12 protein-coding genes are annotated in these 19133 nt (G+C 74.5%); 11 read left to right on the top strand and 1 reads right to left on the bottom strand.

Annotated elements, in window-relative coordinates:
* Positions 1-179 precede the first annotated feature (179 nt).
* The 11 genes from ABEB00_RS12135 to ABEB00_RS12085 all read left to right on the top strand — a co-directional run bounded on the left by ABEB00_RS12135 (position 180) and on the right by ABEB00_RS12085 (position 18559).
* Positions 180-1580, top strand: a complete 1401-nt coding sequence (locus ABEB00_RS12135) for a sensor histidine kinase (protein WP_345619407.1) — start codon at positions 180-182, stop codon at positions 1578-1580.
* On the top strand, positions 1568-2227 hold the full coding sequence (locus ABEB00_RS12130) for a response regulator transcription factor (protein ID WP_345619406.1): 660 nt from the start codon (positions 1568-1570) through the stop codon (positions 2225-2227). Before ABEB00_RS12135 ends, ABEB00_RS12130 begins: the two co-directional genes overlap by 13 nt.
* A gap of 207 nt (positions 2228-2434) precedes the next feature.
* On the top strand, positions 2435-8203 hold the full coding sequence (locus tag ABEB00_RS12125) for a glutamate synthase-related protein (protein WP_345619405.1): 5769 nt from the start codon (positions 2435-2437) through the stop codon (positions 8201-8203).
* 5 nt (positions 8204-8208) lie between these two features.
* On the top strand, positions 8209-9957 hold the full coding sequence (locus ABEB00_RS12120) for a sulfite reductase subunit alpha (RefSeq protein WP_345619674.1): 1749 nt from the start codon (positions 8209-8211) through the stop codon (positions 9955-9957).
* Positions 9958-10158: 201 nt separating this feature from the next.
* Positions 10159-12480, top strand: a complete 2322-nt coding sequence (locus ABEB00_RS12115) for an esterase-like activity of phytase family protein (RefSeq protein ID WP_345619403.1) — start codon at positions 10159-10161, stop codon at positions 12478-12480.
* A gap of 128 nt (positions 12481-12608) precedes the next feature.
* Positions 12609-13853: a sensor histidine kinase gene (locus ABEB00_RS12110; protein WP_345619401.1), complete on the top strand. Its 1245-nt coding sequence runs from the start codon at positions 12609-12611 to the stop codon at positions 13851-13853.
* Positions 13850-14650, top strand: coding sequence for a response regulator transcription factor (locus tag ABEB00_RS12105; RefSeq protein ID WP_345619400.1), 801 nt, complete (start codon positions 13850-13852; stop codon positions 14648-14650). The genes ABEB00_RS12110 and ABEB00_RS12105 overlap by 4 nt, the downstream gene beginning before the upstream one ends.
* 2 nt (positions 14651-14652) lie before the next feature.
* Complete coding sequence (locus ABEB00_RS12100) at positions 14653-15897, top strand: serine hydrolase domain-containing protein (RefSeq protein ID WP_345619399.1); 1245 nt, start codon at positions 14653-14655, stop codon at positions 15895-15897.
* Positions 15898-16257: 360 nt separating this feature from the next.
* Positions 16258-16461: a cold-shock protein gene (locus tag ABEB00_RS12095; RefSeq protein ID WP_009189702.1), complete on the top strand. Its 204-nt coding sequence runs from the start codon at positions 16258-16260 to the stop codon at positions 16459-16461.
* A 189-nt stretch (positions 16462-16650) separates the two neighbouring features.
* Positions 16651-18129: a DEAD/DEAH box helicase gene (locus ABEB00_RS12090; RefSeq protein ID WP_345619398.1), complete on the top strand. Its 1479-nt coding sequence runs from the start codon at positions 16651-16653 to the stop codon at positions 18127-18129.
* Between the two features lie 103 nt (positions 18130-18232).
* Entirely contained in the window at positions 18233-18559 is a 327-nt protein-coding gene (locus tag ABEB00_RS12085) for an SCO5918 family protein (RefSeq protein WP_345619397.1), read from the top strand.
* A gap of 3 nt (positions 18560-18562) precedes the next feature.
* On the opposite strand, the gene ABEB00_RS12080 is transcribed toward ABEB00_RS12085, so the two are convergent.
* Positions 18563-19072: a hypothetical protein gene (locus ABEB00_RS12080; RefSeq protein ID WP_345619396.1), complete on the bottom strand. Its 510-nt coding sequence runs from the start codon at positions 19070-19072 to the stop codon at positions 18563-18565.
* Positions 19073-19133: the final 61 nt, after the last annotated feature.

The raw sequence follows: 19133 nt of genomic DNA, 5'->3' as shown, positions 1-19133 counted from the left end.
TCCCGCAGCCCGCCCGGTGCGGGTACAGCAGGCTGTACTTCCCGTGCTCCGGCCTGACGGCAACCGGACCGCGTCATACGGTGGTTCGCGCACCGGCCGGACGATCAGACCGACCGGCAGGCAAGCAGGCGGGCAGGCAGGCAGGCAGGCGACCGGACAGGCAAGTGGGGGGCGGAAGGATGGCCGTACAGCGACAGGCTCCGGCGGGCCGCCGCCCGTACTCGGGGATCAGGGCCGGCGCCGTACCGGCCCTGCGCGCGGCCGGCCGCGCGCTCGCGCAGCTCGCGTCCGGGTTCGGCACCGCCCTGCTCGCCCTGCCGCTGCTGCTCTGGGCGGCCGGCACCGCCGTGACGGGGGTGCTCGGCGTCGGACTGCCGATGGCGCCCGCCGTGCTGCGCGCGCTGCACGCCCTGGCCGGACGGGAGCGCGCGCGGCTCGGCCGCTGGGGGCCCGAGGTCGTCGCCCCGCTCCCCCCGCCGACGCGGCTGCGGCTCGCCCTCGTCGATCCCACCACCCGACGGGAGCTGCGCTGGCTGCTCCGGCACGCCACCCTGGGGGCGCTGCTGGGACTGATCGGCGTCCTGCTGCCGTTCCTCGCCGTCCGCGACACCGCGTTCCCGCTGTACTGGCGCCTCGTGCCGGAGAACGCGACCGCCACCTCCGTGGGGATCGGCGTCGCGCACTCCTGGCCGCAGGCGCTCGCCGTGGCGCTGCTGGGCGTGAGCTGGATCGTCATCCTCGTCGGTCTCGGCCCCGCCATGGCCCGTACGCAGGCCCGGCCCGGACGGCATCTGCTCGCGGCCGGTGCGGACGCCGACCTCTCGCGGCGGGTGGCGGAGCTGACGGCCACCCGGGCCGCCGCGCTGGACGCCCACGCCGTCGAGCTGCGGCGCATCGAGCGGGCGCTGCACGACGGCACGCAGAACCGTCTCGTCAGCGCCACCGTCCTGCTCGGCGCGGCCCGCCGCATGGTGGCCCGCGACCCGGCCGGCGCCGAGGCGCTGCTGGAACGCGCCCAGAGGGCCGCCGAAGCGGCCCTCGCCGAGCTGCGCACGGTCTCCCGGAGCATCCTGCCCCCGGTCCTGGACGACCGGGGGCTGGCCGGGGCGCTCTCCGGTCTCGCGGCCGGCTGCGCGGTGCCGTGCCGGGTCGACGTCGACGTACCCGAACGGTGTGCCGCGTCCGTCGAGGCGACCGCCTACTTCGTGGTGGCCGAGGCGCTGACCAACATCGCCAAGCACAGCGGCGCCGCCCACGCCACCGTCACCGTCCGCGGCGCCGGGGGCAGGCTGCGGCTGCGGGTGACGGACGACGGCCGCGGCGGCGCCGGGGAACGGGGCGGCGAAGGAGAAAGGGGAGGCGAAGGAGAAGCGGCAGGCGAAGGGGCAGGAGCAAGGGCAGGGGCAGGAGCAGGGGCAGGAGCAAGGGCAGGGGCAGGAGCAAGGGCAGGGGGTACGGGTGGTGGTTCCGGGCTGACCGGTATGCGGCGCCGGGTCGCCGCGCACGACGGTAGCCTCGTGCTGACCAGCCCGCCGGGCGGCCCGACGACCCTTCAGGTGGAACTCCCATGCGGATCGTGATCGCCGAGGACGACCCGTTGCTGCGCGAGGGCGTCGCGCTGCTGCTGCGCGCCGAGGGGCTCGACGTGGTGGCGACCGCGAGCACCGCCGACGAGGCGCTCGCCGCCATCGAGGCGCACGAGCCGGACCTCGCCCTGCTCGACGTACGGATGCCGCCGACCCATACCGACGAGGGCATCCGCGCCGCCGTCGAGGCCCGGCGCCGGCGGCCCGGTCTGGCCGTCCTGGTGCTCTCCGCGTACGTCGAGCAGAGCTTCGCCACCGAACTGCTCGGCGGCGGGGTGGGCGGCCTCGGCTACCTGCTCAAGGAGCGGGTCGGGCGGGTCGAGGAGTTCCTGGACGCGCTGCGGCGGGTGGCCGGCGGGGGCACCGCCATCGACCCGGAGGTCGTCGCCCAGCTCTTCGCCCGCTCCCGGCAGGACCCCCGCCTGGAACGGCTCAGCCCGCGCGAGCGCGAGGTGCTCGCCCTGATGGCCGAGGGCCTGGGCAACACGGCCGTCGCCGAGCGCCTCGTCGTCACCGAGGGCGCCGTCCACAAACACATCCGCAGCATCTTCGCCAAGCTCGACCTGTCCCCGGCCGACCGGGTGGACCGCCGGGTCGCCGCGGTACTGCGCTACCTGGAGGGACAGCGCCGACCGGCGTGAGCGCGGGCGCGCGGGGTGAGCGCGGGCGCGCGAGGTGTGGATGCGGTGCGCACGGCGGCGCACCACTTGCGGGAGAAGTTAGGTAACGCTTACCGTTCAAAGTCGTACCACTCAGGGCCTCGGCCGTCACACCGGTCCGCCCTCGGCGAGCGCTTCACCGACGCAGCCTGGCCGTCCGCTGCCGGCACCCGCTCTCAGGATCCGCCCGTGAACCGCTCCACCCCCGGTCTGCACGACCCTGCCCTCGACCACAGTGACTGCGGCGTCGGCTTCCTCACCCGGCTCGACGGGACGCCGAGCCACGACGTCATCCGCAAGGGCGACGAGGCGCTGCGCGCCATCCCGCACCGCGGCGGCAAGTCCGCCGAGGGCGTCGGGGACGGCGCGGGCGTCAGCGTCGACCTGTCGGTCGAGTTCTTCACCGCGCTCACCGGCGAGGACCTGCGCGCCGGGCACTTCGGCGTCGCCAACTGCTTCGTGCCGACCGACGCCCGCCGCCGCGCCGCCGCCCTGGACCTCGTCGCCGCGAGCATCACCGCGCAGGGCTTCGAGACGCTGCTGGTGCGGGACGTGCCGGTGGACCACACCGTCGCCCGGCCCGCGGCCGAGCAGTACCAGCTCCCCCTGGTGCAGTGGGTCTTCCGCGCCCCCGGGACGTGGCCGCGCGCCGACGTCGACGCCGCCGCGCACCGCGCGCTGCTCGCCGTCGAGGCCGTCGCCTACGCCGAGGAGACGTACGCCGGGCTGTACCCGCTCTCGCTCAGCGCGCGCACCCAGGTGCTCAAGGGGCGCCTGAACTCCGGCGAGATCGTCGGCTACTTCCGTGACCTGTGCGACCCTCGGCACTCGGTGCGCTCGCTGTACTTCCACACCCGGTTCTCCACCAACACCGAGCCGCACCCGACCATGGCGCAGCCGTTCCGGCTGATGGCGCACAACGGCGAGCTGAACACCGACCGCAAGAACCGGCTGAGCGACGAGGCCCTCGCCCGCGCCCGGACCAGGAGCATCGTGCGGCCGCCGGGGCAGTCGGACTCCTCGCGGCTCGACCAGACGCTGCAGAGCCGGGTCTTCGACGACGGTCTCGACCTCGTCGAGGCGGTCGTCTCGCTGATGCCGCCGGCCTGGGAGAACGACCGCACCCTGCCCGTCGCCGTCCGGGACATGCTGGAGTACTTCTCGCTGTACGAGGAGAAGAACGACGGCCCGGCGGCCGTCATCTTCAGTGACGGGGACGTCGTCGGCGCCCGGCTCGACCGGCTGGGCCTGCGCCCGCTGCGTACCGTCGAGACCGCCGAGTACCTGATGGTGGCCTCCGAGGCCGGGCAGGTCGCCTTCCCCGACGACGAGGTCGTGCACCGGGGGCGGATCGAGGCCGGCGGCATGCTCGTCGTCGACCACCGCACCGGACGCCGGATGCGCACCCGCGAGGTGCTCGACGCGCTCGCCGCGCGCCGGCCGTACAGCGAGCTGCTCGACGCGGCCCGGGTCAACCTGGACGACCTGCCCGCCCCCGACTACGTGCGCGGTACGTCGACCCTCGGCTACGACGGCGACCTGACCCTGGCCGGGCGGTACGTGGCGTACTCGCTGAACCAGGAGAGTTTCCGGTTCATGCTCGACCCGATGCTCGCCGACGGGTCGGAGCGGATCTCGGCGATGGGGTACGGCAACGCCATCAACGCGCTCAGCGACACCGAGGGCGGCATGGCGAAGTACTTCTCGCAGCGCTTCGCCCAGGTGACCAACCCGCCGCTGGACAGCATCCGCGAGGCCGACGGCATGAGCATGCGGGTCGCCCTCGGCCCGAAGCCGGACGGCACCGGGAGCGCGGCGGGCACCGGGGCCGCCGGGACCACCGGAGCCACCGGAGCCACCGGAGCCACCGGAGCCACCGGGACCACCGGGACCACCGGGGCCCGCATCGGGCGTCAGCTCGTGGTGGCGTCCCCCGTGCTCGGGCACCTCGACATGGTGCGGCTGCGGGACCAGCGGATCGTGCCGGTCGAGCGGTTCGACATGCTCTACCCGCCGGTGACCGGGGACAGCGGCGCCAACGCCGACGCGCTCCGGGACGCGCTGACCCGCCTGTGCGACGGCGTCGAGCGGTTCGCCGCCGAGCGCGGCGGCATCGCGCTGCTCAGCGACCGGGCGGTCTCCTCCACCCGCGCGCCGCTGCCCGTCGTCCTCGCCGTCGCGGCGGTCAACCAGCGCCTCATCGAGACCGGGCTGCGGCTGCGCGTCTCGCTGGTGGCGGAGAGCGGCCAGCTCGCCTCCTCGCACCACGTCGCGACCGCACTCGGTTTCGGCGCCTCCGCCGTCTACAGCCTCAGCGCACGGCTGCGCGCCGAGGAGAAGCACCCGAGCGCACCGGCGCCCGCGGGCGAGATCACCGAGACCGACCGGGCGCTCGCCAAGTTCCGCAAGGCGGCCGAGAAGTCCCTCGCCAAGACCATGGGCCGGGTCGGGCTGTGCACCGCCGAGAGCTACATCGGCGGCGAGTTCTTCGAACCCAACTACCTCGACACCCGCGACGACGTCCTCGCCCGGATCTTCCCGCACCTGGAGGCCCCGGTCGGCGGCGTCGGCTTCGCCCGCGTCGCGCAGGCCGCGACCGACTGGCACGAGCGGGCCCGCACGGTCGCCGACGAGCGGCAGATCCCGCTGCTCGGCCTGTTCAAGGAGCGGTCGGACGGGGCCGGGCACTCGTTCGGCCTGGGCGCCGTGCGCGGCTTCGGCGGCATGACCGAGGAGCAGCCCCGGTTCGGCCGGGACGACGACTCCGACGCGCTGCGCCTGCTCACCCTCGGCCAGCTCGACGACGCCTTCGGGATCACCGACGCCGCGTACCGGAACACGGGGTACGACGCGCTGAGCGACGCCGAGATCGACGCGTTCCGGATCACGCCGGGGTACCGCGCCTTCCTGCGCACCACGCACGAGGAGCGCTCGCGCCGCCCGTCGGCCCTGCGTGACGTGCTCGCGCTGCCCGCGGACGTCACGGGGCTGCGTACCGCCGAGGACTTCGCGCGGGAGCTGGGCCGGTTCTCCACCACCGGCAACGCGAGCGTCACGGCCCGGGGGGTCGTCGCGACCGTCACGGGCCGGTCCGAGGCCGGAACGGACGCCACCGCCGCCACCGCTACCGCTACCGTCACCGCCGCGGTGACGGTCCGGCTGAGCCTCACGCCCCCCGCGTCACCCACCTCGCCCGCCTCCCCCGCGGCCCTCGGCCCCGACGACCGGGCGGAGCGGCACGCCGCCCTCGCCGCCGGGCTCGCGCTCGCGCACCCCGGTGAGGTCGAGGCGCGGGCGGCGGACGCCGACGGCGTCGAGGTCACCGCCACCGGCACCGCCGCCCGCCTGCTCACCCTGCTGGAGTGCGCGCCCGACAGCGTGCCGCTCGACGAGGTCCAGCCCGCGCACACCCTCACCCGCGCGCTCGCCTCCGGCGCGATGAGCCACGGCGCGCTGGTGGCCACCGCGCACGAGGCCGTCGCGCACGGCACCAACATGGTCGGCGCGATGTCCAACAGCGGCGAGGGCGGCGAGCACCACACCCGGTACGGCACCGTCCGCGGCTCCCGCATCAAGCAGTTCGCGTCGGGCCGGTTCGGCATCTGGGCGGGCTATCTCGCCGACCCGATGCTGGAGGAACTGGAGATCAAGATCGGGCAGGGCGCCAAGCCCGGCGAGGGCGGCCAGCTCCCCGCGCCGAAGGTGACCGTGGACATCGCGGCCGCGCGCGGCGGCACCCCGGGCATCGAGCTGATCTCACCGCCGCCGCACCACGACACGTACTCGATCGAGGACCTCGCGCAGCTCATCCACGACTGCAAGGCCGCCCGGGTCCGGGTCGTCGTCAAGCTGGTCTCCTCGGAGGGCATCGGCACCATCGCGGTCGGCGTCGCCAAGGCCGGCGCGGACGTGATCAACGTGGCCGGGAACACCGGCGGCACCGGCGCCGCGGCCGTCACCAGCCTGAAGTACGCCGGCCGGTCGGCGGAGATCGGCGTCGCCGAGGTGCACCAGGCGCTGCTCACCCACGGGCTGCGGCAGAAGGTCGTCCTGCGGTGTTCCGGCGCCCACCAGACCGGCGGTGACGTGGTGACCTCGGCGCTGCTCGGCGCGGACAGCTTCGAGTTCGGCACCACCGCGCTGATGATGCTCGGCTGCGTCATGGCGAAGAACTGCAACGTGAAGTGCCCCGCCGGGCTCACCACCAACCCGGAGGCGTTCGAGGGCGACCCGCGCGCGCTGGCGCAGTACCTGCTCAACATCGCGCACGACGTACGGCAGATCCTCGCCCGCCTCGGGCTGCGCTCGCTGCGCGAGGCGCGCGGCCGCACGGACCTGCTCCAGCTCCTCGACCACCCGGCGAGCGTGGGACGGCTCGATGTCCGCCGCCTGCTGGCCCGGGTGCCGGAGAAGATCGTGCCGGACCCGGAGTACCTGGAGAAGGACTTCACCACCGACGACGCCCTCATCGACCGCGTCCGCGCCGCGCTGCTCGACCGGCGCGAGCCGGCCGTGACCGTCGACGGCGTCCGCCTCGGCAACAGCGACAAGTCGGTGGGCGGCCAGCTCTCCCTCGACGTGGAACGCCTGCTCAATCACGGGCCCGGCAAGCAGGGCACCGGCACCCACAGCACCGGCGACCACGGCACCGGCACCGGCACCCACGGCACCGACGTCTTCGACGCCCCCGCCGTCACCACCGACGACCGGGGCCGCCGCCGTCTCGTGGACGGGGCCGTCCACGTCCGCACCACCGGCTCGGCCGGCCAGTCCTACGGCGTCTTCTGCAACGACGGCATCACCCTCGAACACACCGGCACCGCCAACGACGGCGTCGGCAAGAGCCAGAGCGGCGGCCGGATCGTCGTCCGCGCCCCCGGCGGCGGTGCCGCGGAGCGCGGCGGCAACGTGCTCGTCGGCAACTTCGCGCTGTTCGGCGCGACCGGCGGCCGGACCTTCGTGCAGGGCGAGGCCGGCGACCGGTTCGCCGTACGCAACTCCGGCGCGACGGCGGTCGTCGAGGGCGTCGGCGACTTCGGCTGCGAGTACATGACCGGCGGCACCGTGCTCAACCTCGGCGGCTTCGGCAAGGGCCTGGGCAACGGCATGAGCGGCGGCTTCCTCTACCAGTACGACCCGTCGGGCGAGCTGCCCGGCCGGGTGAGCGCCGACTCCCTCCTCGTCTTCCCGGTCACCGACACCGCGCACGGCGCCTTCCACGAGGAGGCCGTCCGGCTGCTGCTCACCTGGCACTTCGAGGCCACCGGCTCGCCGCTCGCGGCCCGCCTGCTGGAGAACTGGGCGGCCGAACGCGAGCACGTGTACTGCGGGATGCCGCGCGCGCTGCTGCTCTACCAGGACGCCGGCGAGATCCTCGCCGCCGCCACCCGCGCCGAGCTGCTGGACGAGCTGGCGGCCTCGATCGCCACGGAGAAGCTCCGCGCGTTCAAGGTCGACTACCGCGACCGCCGTACCGTGCTCGGCGGCCGGGCCCCGGCCTTCGGTGACGCGGGCGGGGACGACATGTTCTCGCTGCTGTCCTCGTACACCGTGCTCGGCATCGCGCAGGACCTCGCGCTGAAGCGGGTGCCCGGGGCGAGCGGCCCGGACGATCCGCGGGTCGCCGAGGCGGTCCGCAACCTCGTGCTCACCGAGGACTTCTTCGTCCGGCAGGGCGTCGTGAAGTACCTGCGCGGCACGCTGGAGCGGTTCGGTGACGACGAACTCGCCACGCTGATCGCGATCCTGCGCCTGGACGCGTACAAGCGCGCGCTCAGCCGGCGCAACAACCTGAGCATGGACGCCCCCGGCACCTACGGCTGGATCATGCACCAGAACACCAAGAACGCCGGCCGCGTGCGGGCCGCCCGGTTCGACGAGCTGCTGGCCGGCGCGGCCCTCGCCGACCTCGCCGGACGGCTGGCCCCGCAGGCCCCCACCGAGGCGGTGACCGCGTGACCCTCATGCCCCCGACCGGATCGCTGATCCCGGCCGACGCGCCGTTCTCCGCCCAGCAGGAGGCGTGGCTCGCCGGGTTCCTGGCCGGCGTGGCGGCGGCCGGCCGCCGCCACGCCGGCGCGGGCGACCCGCCCGCGGCCACGATCGACGTCCTGTTCGGCACGCAGACCGGGAACGCCGAGTTCCTCGCCGGCGAGGTCGTCGCCGGGGCCCGCGGCCGCGGCCTCGGCGCCCGGGCCACCGCGCTCGACGACGTGCCGCCCGAGAAGCTCGCCGCCATGTCCCACGTCCTCGTCGTCACCTCGACGTACGGCGAGGGCGAACTCCCCGACAACGCCCTGCTGTTCTGGGAGGCGCTCCAGGCGGAGGCGGCTCCGCGCCTGGAGGGGCTGCGGTACGCGGTCCTCGGCCTCGGCGACCGGGGCTACGACGACTTCTGCCAGGCCGCGAAGGTCATCGACACCCGGCTGGAACAGCTCGGCGCCGTCAAGCTGCACGAACGCGTCGACTGCGACGTCGACTTCGAGGAACCCGCGGCGGCGTGGACGGCGGCCGTCCTGGATTTGCTGGTCGCCCAGACCGGCGCGACCGCGACGCCCGCCGCCGCGACGCCCGCCGCCGCGCCGGCCCCCCGCGCCCGTTCTTCCTGGAACCGGCGCAACCCGTACCGCTCCCGGCTCGCGGTGAACCGGCTGCTCTCCTCGCCGCGCGGCGCGAAGGAGATCCGGCACTACGAGTTCGACCTCGGTGACAGCGGCCTCACCTACGCGGCCGGCGACGCGCTCGCCGTCGTACCGGTCAACGACGAGGCACTCGTCGGGGAGCTGCTGGACCACCTCGGCGCCCGCGGTGACGAGGACGCCGACGGACGGCCGCTCGCCGAGCTGCTGCGCACCGGGCGGGAGATCCGCACCCCGTCCAAGGAACTCGTCGCCGACCTGGTGGAACGGGCGCCGGAGAGCGAACTCGCCGCGGTCGTCGCGCACGGCGACCGCTTCGACCTCGACTCCTGGCTCTGGGGCCGGGACATCCTCGACCTGCTCCGCGACGCCGGCCCCGCCGCCCCGGGCCTCGACGGCCTCCTGCCGCTCCTGCGCCCGCTCCAGGCCCGGCAGTACTCCATCTCGTCCAGCCCGCTCGCCCACCCCGGCCGCGTCCACCTCACCGTCGCCTCCGTCCGCTACGGCACCGGGCAGCGCTCGTACGAGGGGGTCGCCTCGAACTACCTGGCGAGCCGGGTCGGCGCGGACGGGACGGTGGGCGTCTACCTCCAGCCCAACGCCTCCTTCGGCGTCCCGGCGGACGACGACGCCCCGATGATCATGATCGGTCCGGGCACCGGCATCGCCCCCTTCCGCGGCTTCCTGCACGAGCGCGCCGCGCGGGGCGCCTCGGGCCGCAACTGGCTCTTCTTCGGCGACCGCCACCGGGAGACCGACTTCGTCTACGAGGACGAACTGACCGCGCTGCGCGCCGACGGCGTCCTCACCGAACTGGACCTCGCCTTCTCCCGCGACCAGGCCGAGAAGATCTACGTGCAGACCCGGATGCGGGAACGCGCGCGCGAGCTGTACGCGTGGCTGGAGGAGGGCGCGTACGTGTACGTCTGCGGCGACGCCTCCCGGATGGCGAAGGACGTCGAGGCGGCGCTGCTGGGCGTCATCGCCGAGCGGCGCGGACGCGGCGGCGACGACGCCGGGGAGTACCTCGCGGAGCTGCGCCGGGCCAAGCGCTACGTCCGTGACGTGTACTGAGCATGACGGACCACCGGTCCGAACGGGACGCCCACGGCGGCTGCGCGTCCGGGGAGTGCCGGGGCAGGGGGTCCGAACAGCCCGTCACCCCCGGACCACGTGATCTTCGTCCGGCGTTCACCGGCGCGCCCGGCGCCCCTGGCTCCCGGCTGCGACGATCCGGCTCCGCGATGGACCGCGGACGACACCGGAGGAACCACCATGCTGCCGAAGAGAAGTTACGCCGCCCTCGCGGCCCTGGCCGTGACCGCGGGTGCCCTGGGCGGCGCCCAAGCGGCGACCGCGGGACAGGGCGGTGGCGGCGCGCACGGGCCGGGGCGGGGCTCGGCGTTCCAGCGGACCGCCACCTACCCGGTGTTCGAGAACCGCCCGGCCGGCGCGGACGCCGCCGAACAGACCGTCGCCGAGATCTCCGCGACCAGCGAGGACGGCCGCACCCTCGTCTACACCGACGCCGCCGCCCGCCGCATCGGCTTCCTCGACATCAGCGACGCCGGCCGGCCCGAGGGGCTCGGCACGCTCTCCCTGAAGGAGCTGGGCGACGCCGAGGACGAGCCGACCTCGGTGACCGTCGTCGGACAGTACGTCCTGGTCGTCGTCAACACCAGCGCGAGCTACACCACCCCGTCCGGGCGGCTCGACGTCATCTCGCTGAAGACCCGCACCCGCGTCGCCAGCCACGACCTCGGCGGGCAGCCCGACTCCATCGCGCTGAGCAAGGACAAGCGGTACGCCGCCATCGCCATCGAGAACGAGCGCGACGAGGAGGCCACCCCGGCCGGCGGCGAGGAGGGCGACCTGCCGCAGGCACCCGCCGGGTTCGTGCGGATCGTCGACCTCAAGGGGTCGAAGCCCGCCGCGTGGACCACCCGCGAGGTGGCCCTCACCGAGGCGGACGGTTCGGCGCTGCCCGTGCTGGCCGCCGCCGGGATCGCCGCGCCGACCGACCCGGAGCCGGAGTACGTCTCCGTCAACAGCCGCGGCCAGCTCGCCCTGACGCTCCAGGAGAACAACGGCGTCGTCCTCATCGACCTGCCGACCGGCCGGATCACCAAGGCGTTCAGCGCCGGGACCGCCTCGGTCGACGGCATCGACACCGTCGAGGACGGCGTGCTCGACCAGACCGGCTCGATCACCGACGTCCCGCGCGAGCCGGACGCCGTCGGCTGGATCGACGACCGCTACCTCGCCACCGCCAACGAGGGCGACTGGAAGGGCGGCACCCGCGGCTGGACCGTCTTCGACAGCCGCACCGGCAAGGTCGCCTGGGACGCCGGCAACACCTTCGAGCACCTCGCCGCCCGCTACGGCCTGCTCAACGAGGACCGCTCGGAGAACAAGGGCACCGAGCCCGAGGGCCTGGCCATCGCCACCTACGGCTCCACCCGGTACGCCTTCGTCGGCTCCGAGCGCAGCAACTTCGTCGCCGTCTACGACATCGACAACCCGGTGAAGCCGGTGTTCCGGCAGCTCCTGCCCACCACCAACGGACCCGAGGGCCTGCTGCCGATCGCCTCCCGCGGCCTGCTCGCCGTCTCCAGCGAGGAGGACGACGCCGAGGCGGGCGTGCGCGCCTCGGTGAGCCTGTTCCGGCTGGGCCGGGGCACCCCCGCGCAGCCGTCCGTCGTGTCGGCCGGCAGCGGCGACGGCACGCCGATCGGCTGGGGCGCGCTCGGCGCCCTCTCCGCCGTCCCCGGCCGCGACGACGCGCTGTACTCCGTCACCGACGCCGCCTACGACACCACCCGCGTCCTCACCCTCGACACCTCCCGCACGCCCGCCGTCATCACCCGGGAACTGACCGTCAAGGACGCGGCCGGCCGGCCCGTCGGCTACGACGCCGAGGGCATCCACGCCCGCCCCCAGGGCGGCTTCTGGCTGGCGGTCGAGGGCCGGACCGGGGCGGGCAACCAGCTCGTACGACTGGACAGCAAGGGCGTCACCCGGCAGGTCGTGACGCTGCCGTCGGACGTCGCCGCGGGCCTCGGCTCGCAGGGCTTCGAGGGCGTCACCGCCACCACCGACGCCCGCGGCCACGAGGTCCTCTGGGCCGCCCTCCAGCGCGAGGTGAAGACCGACCCGGCGGGCGTCGTCCGGCTCGGACGGTACGACGTCCAGGCCGGGACCTGGAGCTGGTACGGCTACCGGCTCTCGACCACCACCACGGACGGCGACTGGATCGGGCTCTCCGAGATCACGGTCGTCGGCGACCGGCTCGCCGTCATCGAACGGGACAAGCTGAACGGCCCGGCCGCGAAGATCAAGCGGATCTACACCGTTCCGCTGCCCAAGAGCGCCGCCCCGGCCGGCCGGCTCCCCGTCCTGGCGAAGACCCTCGCCCACGACGTGCTGCCCGACCTGCGGGCCACCAAGGGCTGGACGCAGGAGAAGCTGGAAGGGCTCGCGGTGGCGGGCGACGGCCACCTCTACGCGATCACCGACAACGACGGCCTGGACGACTCGACCGGCGAGACGGTCCTCCTCGACCTGGGCCGCAGCCGCACGGCCCTCGGCCGCGGCTGACCCACACCGCCCCCACCGTTCCCACCGCCCCCCACCCGAGCCCCAACTCGCCTCCCTCAGCCGCCCGTTACCGTGTGGTGCCACCCTCCCGGCCCGACCGGGAGGGGACGCGGACGAGGGGGCTCGGGATGCGCGGACCGCGAGGACGCCGGGGCGGCGGGCCCAAGGGGTGGTGGGAGCGCGGCCGGGCGCTGGGGGAGACCCGTCCACTGGCCGTCGACCTCGGCATCGCGCTGCTGGTCCAGGCGGCGGTGACGATGCCGTTCGTGGTTCCGCGCCCGCCGGGGCTGGAACCGGCGACCTGGGCCGCGTACGGCGTGACCACGCTCAGTGTGCTGCCCCTGGTCTGGCGCCGGCGCGCCCCGCTCGCCGTGCTGCTCGCGATCCTCGCGGCCACCGGCCTGTACGGGCTCGCCATGGCGGGGCCGGGGCAGCCGCTGCCGTACGCCGGGCTGGTCATCGTCCACACCATCGCCGCGTCGTCACCGCCGGCCAAGCGGCTCGCCGCCGGAGTGCTGATGCTGGCCGCGGTGCCGGCCGGGGTATGGCTCAACACCCGCTCGGCCCGCGAACTGAGCTTCTCCCTCTTCGTGTTCGCCGCCGCCTACGTCTTCGGACGGCTGACCGACACCCGCCGGCGGGCCGACCGGATCGAGGCCGAACAGGCCGTCGCCCGCGAACGGGCCCGGCTGGCCCGGGAGATGCACGACATCCTCTCCCACGCGGTGAGCCTGATGCTCGTCCAGGCCGAGGCGGGCCCACTCGCGGTACGGGCCGCCCCGGACCGCGCCGAGGCCGCCTTCGAGGCGATCTCCGAGACCGGCCGGGACGCCATGGCCCAGCTCCGCCGCATGCTGGGCGTACTGCGTGAGGGGGACGGCCCGGCCCACTCCCCGCGCGCTCCGCAGCCGGGGATGGCCGAGGTGCCCGCTCTCCTGGACCGGGTGCGGGCGAGCGGTCTCGCCGTCACGTACCGGACCGCGGGGACGGCCGTACCTCTGCCGGACGCCACCGGCACGACCGTCTTCCGCGTCCTGCAGGAGGCGCTGACCAACACCGTCCGGCACGCGGACGCCCGCCTGGTCTCCGTACGGCTCGTCCACGGGGACGGTGAGCTGTGCGTCGAGGTGAGTGACGACGGGCGCGGCCCCCGGCCCGGCGCCGCGGGCGGCGGCCACGGCCTCGCCGGCATCCGCGAGCGGGCGGCGGCACACGGCGGCACGGCCCGCACCGGTCCGGGCCCGGACGGCCGGGGCTTCGCGGTACGGGTCCGCATACCCGTGGCCCCGGCGGCCCCCGTAGCCCTGGCGGCCCCCGCAACCTCCCCGGCCCCGGCGATCCCCGTCCCGTCCCCCGCCGAGGTGCCGCGTTGACGATCCGGGTGGTGGTGGCCGACGACCAGGAGCTGGTGCGCAGCGGCTTCGCGCTGATCCTCGGGCTCCAGCCGGACATCGAGGTGGTCGCGGAGGCGGGGGACGGGGCCGAGGCCGTGGCGGCGGTCCGGCGGCACGCGCCGGACGTGGCCCTGCTCGACATCCGCATGCCGCGCCTGGACGGCATCGACGCCTGCCGCGCGATCGGCGCGGCGGGCGACTGCCGGACGGTGATCCTGACCACCTTCGACACCGACGAATACGTGTACGAGGCGCTGCACGCGGGCGCGAGCGGCTTCCTGCTGAAGGACGTCCGCCGGGACGACCTGGTGCACGCCGTACGGGTGGTCGCGCGCGGCGACTCGCTGCTGGCGCCGTCCGTGGCCCGGCGCCTGGTCGAGCAGTACACCCGCCCCGCCCCCCGGCGCCGGCCCGATCAGCGACTCGACGTGCTCACCGGACGCGAGCGGGAGACGCTGCTGCTGCTCGCGCGGGGCCGGTCGAACGCCGAGATCGCCGCCGAGCTGCTGGTCAGCGAGCACACGGTCAAGACGCACGTCGGCAACGTGCTCGCCAAGCTGCACCTGCGCGACCGTATCCAGGCCGTGATCTGCGCCTACGAGACGGGCCTGATCGCCGCCGGTGATCCCCCGCCCGGGGGAGCGGCCGCTCCCGCTCCCTCCGCCGCGTGGGCGAGGAACCGCCCGCGCCGGCCCGCCCGCGCGGGCGATCCGCGGGAAGCCGCGGGTCACCAGGATGGAGCCGGCCGGAACACCGGCCCCGACCCCTGGAGTTGACCATGCGCAACGCCACCCGCGCCCTGCTGGCCGCCACCCTCGTGCTGGGCGTCGCGGCGGCCGGCCCGTCGGTCCTGCCGGCCGCCGCGTCCGCCCCCTCCGCTCCCTTCATCCCCTCCACCCCCTCCACCCCCTCCATCCCCTCCATCCCCTCCGGCCCGTCCGCCGCGGCCCGTGCCGCCGGGACCGTCGGCCCGGACACGGCCAGCGCGCTGCGGGCCGCGCTGACGGGGCTGCCCAGCGCGGACGCCACGGCCGCGCTGGTCCGCGTCGGGGGCGCCGGGGGCGGCTGGCGGGGCAGCGCGGGCGTGCACGACCTGGTGTCGGGGCGGCCGGCCGACCCCGCGGCCCGTTTCCGCGCCGGGTCCGTGACCAAGGCCTTCACCGCGGCCGTCGCCCTCCAGCTCGTCGCCGAGCACCGGCTCGACCTCGACCGCAGCGCCCGGTCCTACCTGCCGGAGCTGATCCCGGCGTCGTACGCCCGGGTCACCGTGCGGCAACTGCTCGACCACACGCACGGCATTCCGGCGCCCGACCTGTTCGGGGACACCGTCGAGGAGGCGTACGCCGAGCGTTTGCGCGGGTACGACCCCGAGGACATGGTCCGCGCGGCGACCTCGGAGCGGCCCGAGTTCGCGCCGGGCGAGCGGCAGCACTACCTCAACATCGGCTACACCGTCACCGGCCTGCTGATCGAACGCGTCACCGGGGACTCGTACGCCCACCAGGTGGCCCGGCGGGTGCTGCGGCCGCTCGGGCTGCGCGACACCTACTCCCCCGGGGCCGAGCCGCGCATCGTCGGCCCGTACAACCACGGCTACCAGACGATGACGCTGGACGACGGGACCACCGGACTGCGCGACGTGAGCGTGTGGGGGGTGACGGACGCCTGGGCCGCCGGCGACCTGGTCTCCACCACGGCCGACCTCGAACGGTTCACCAGGGCCCTGTTCGCCGGCCGGGTCGTGCGCGGGCCGCTGCTGGAGGAGATGTTCACCCTGCCGAAGGTGACCGACTTCGAGAGCGGCGAGCCCGCCGCGTACTCGGCGGGCCTGTCGATGAAGGTGCTGGGCGGGCGCGAGGTGTGGGGCAAGACGGGCGGGCGCTGGGGCTACAACACGGCCGTCGCCGGCACCCGGGACGGCTCCCGCACGCTCGTCTACAGCGTCAACGCGACCGACGCCAAGGGCGAGGGCATGAACGAGGTGGCGCAGGCACTCATGGTGGCGGCGTTCGGCCGGCCGTAGCGCGCGGCGCGCCCGGGCCGATGTGGCCTTCGTCTCACCCCGGGCGTCGCCGCGGCCCTGATCATCACGGAGGGCGACGGATGATCACCGTGGGCCACCGGAACTGCCGGGCGTCCGCGAGCCCTTAACGCGGCCGGGAGGAAATCTGCGGGCGCGAAGTGACAATCCCAGACCCGCTCCGAGCAATATTCCCGGACCGCCGCCGACCCCCGTTTCGCCGCCACGCGAGGACCATCGGGACCTGCTAATGTCGACGTCAGTTGCGGTTGTGCTTGCCTGTGTTTTTCCGACGGGGTGATCATCGCGGCGACCGGAGTTCGCACAGAGTGGACTCCTTGCACCGTCCCGAAGGAGAAAAAAATGGCTACCGGTACCGTGAAGTGGTTCAACTCGGAAAAGGGCTTCGGCTTCATCGAGCAGGACGGCGGCGGCCCGGACGTCTTCGCCCACTACTCGAACATCGCCACCCAGGGCTTCCGTGAGCTGCTCGAGGGCCAGAAGGTGACGTTCGACATCGGTCAGGGCCAGAAGGGCCCGACGGCTGAGAACATCGTTCCCGCCTGACGCCGACGCTGACGCGTACTTGAGCTGGGGCCCGCACCATGGGTGCGGGCCCCAGCTCGCTGCATTCCGGGCCCGGAGGACATGCCTCCGGATCGCCCCGTCGTTTCCGGCTCGTTCTCGCGATTCTCCGCGCGCCCCATCCCCCGCGGAGCCTCCCTTGATACGTGTCGCATCGAGGAAGGTTCTGCTTTGAATCGTGCACGCACGCCCCGAACTTACGACCGCTCCGGCGGTACCGGCGCCTCCGGCGGCTCGGCCGCGGGACGCTCCGCCGCGCCGCGCCGCGCCTTCCGCGGCAGCGCCCCGAAGGGCGGCCACGGCCGTCCCCGCCGGGCCGCGCCGCAGGGTGAGTTCGCCGCGCCGAAGACGATCACTCCCGCGCTCCCCGCGGTCGAGTCGTTCGCCGATCTCGACATGCCGGCGCCGCTCCTGGCCACCCTCGGCCGGGAAGGCGTGACCGCGCCGTTCCCGATCCAGGCGGCGACCCTGCCCAACTCCCTGGCCGGCCGGGACGTGCTCGGCCGCGGCCGCACCGGCTCGGGCAAGACCCTCGCCTTCGGCCTCGCCGTACTGGCCCGCACCGCGGGCCGGCGCGCCGAGCCCCGGCAGCCGCTCGCCCTCGTGCTGGTCCCCACCCGCGAGCTGGCCCAGCAGGTCACCGACGCGCTCACCCCGTACGCCCGCTCCCTCGGGCTGCGGGCCGCCACCGTGGTCGGCGGCATGTCGATCGGCCGGCAGGCCAGCGCGCTGCGCGGCGGAGCCGAGCTGGTCGTCGCCACCCCCGGGCGCCTGAAGGACCTCATCGACCGCGGTGACTGCCGCCTCGACGACGTCGCGATCACCGTCCTGGACGAGGCCGACCAGATGGCCGACATGGGGTTCATGCCCCAGGTCACCGCCCTGCTCGACCAGGTACGCCAGGACGGGCAGCGGATGCTCTTCTCCGCCACCCTCGACCGCAACGTCGACCTGCTGGTCCGCCGGTACCTGACCGACCCGGTGGTCCACTCCGTCGACCCGTCGGCGGGCGCCGTCACCACGATGGAGCACCACCTGCTCCACGTGCACGACACGGACAAGCAGCGCACGGCCATCGAGATCGCGGCCCGCGAGGGCAGCGTGATCATGTTCCTGGACACCAAGCACGCCGTGGACAAGCTGGTCAAGCACCTGCTGAACAACGGCGTCCGCGCGGCGGGCCTGCACGGCGGCAAGTCCCAGCCGCAGCGCACCCGCACCCTCGCCCAGTTCAAGGACGGCTCGGTGACGGCGCTGGTGGCGACCAACGTCGCCGCCCGCGGCATCCACGTCGACGCCCTCGACCTGGTCGTCAACGTGGACCCGCCCGCCGACCACAAGGACTACCTGCACCGCGGCGGACGCACCGCGCGCGCCGGCGAGTCCGGCAGCGTGGTCACCCTGGTCACTCCCGACCAGCGGCGCTCCATGAGCCGCCTGATGGTCTCGGCCGGCATCAACCCGGAGGTCACCCCGGTCCGTCCGGGCGACACCGAGCTGAACCGGATCACCGGCGCCCAGAGCCCCTCCGGCATCCCGGTCGTCATCGCCGTCCCGGTCCAGGAGCCCTCCCGGCGCCGGGCCGCGCCCTCGTCGTCGTCCCGCGGCCGTCGCGGCGGCGCCGCCGCCCGGGGTCGCGCGCGTCGCTGACGCCCGTCGGGGGCGGGCGGGCCGCACCGCGGCCGCCCGCCCCCGCTCTCAGCACCGCTCCTGCTCTGCCTCCCGATCCCGCTCCCGCTGCTTGTGAGGAACCATGCGCTGTGTCATCGCCCGGTACCCGTTCGACCTGACCGAGAAGGGGGTGCTGGACGCGATGAAGGGCGTCAAGCCCGAACTCGTCACCGCGGAGTCCGTGACCATCGGCCGCCGCCGCTACCCCGTCAAGCAGGTCGGCGAGATCATCACCCGGCAGGACCGCCGCGACTTCTCCAGCGGTGAGGTCGTCCGGGCCATGACCCGGCTCGGCTTCACCTGCCACCCCAGCCCCGAGGCCGCCGCGCCCGCGCCCGACCCGGACCCGCTGCGGGCCGCGTCCGACCTGCTCGGGGGTCCCGGGCAGGCCGACGGCTCAGCGCTCTGAGTATCAGCGCTCTGAGTAACTGAAGTCGCCCACGGTCCAGGCGGTGACGTCCTCGATCGCGACGCGGTACATCCCGCCCGTCTCCGGGATTCCCACACTGCCCTGAAGGATCCGCGCGAGGTGGAAGTGCAGGTGCGTGGGGGCGGTGTCGCCCTCCGGCCGGCCCTTCCCCTCGCGCTCCTTCTTGTCCGGCCCGCTCCCGTTTCCGTTTCCGGGTCCGCTCCCGTTTCCGGGTCCGCTCCCGTTTCCGTTTCCGGGTCGGCTTCCGTCTCCGGGTCCGGCTCCGTTTCCGGGTCCACTCGCGTCCCCGTTCCCGGTGAAGACGTCGGCGAACGGGCCCAGGCGGTCCGACTCCCGCAGCACCTCCGACACCCGCTCCCGCCAGGTGGCCTCGGGGGCCAGCCGGCCGGTCACGACGGCACCGCCGGCGACCACGGTCAGGGACATCTGATTGCTTGGCTCCGACTCGACCCTGGCGACGATGGCGGTGAGCAGCTCATCAGCGTTCGGCATGAGGGCGATTCTATGCGGCCCGCCGAGCCGCCCACTCCCCGGCGGCACTTCCCGGGCCCGT

This window comes from Streptomyces ziwulingensis (genome assembly GCF_039542605.1).
Classification (GTDB): domain Bacteria; phylum Actinomycetota; class Actinomycetes; order Streptomycetales; family Streptomycetaceae; genus Streptomyces; species Streptomyces ziwulingensis.
Note: the sequence above shows the minus strand (reverse complement) of the source record. Positions and strands in the feature narration are given on the sequence as shown.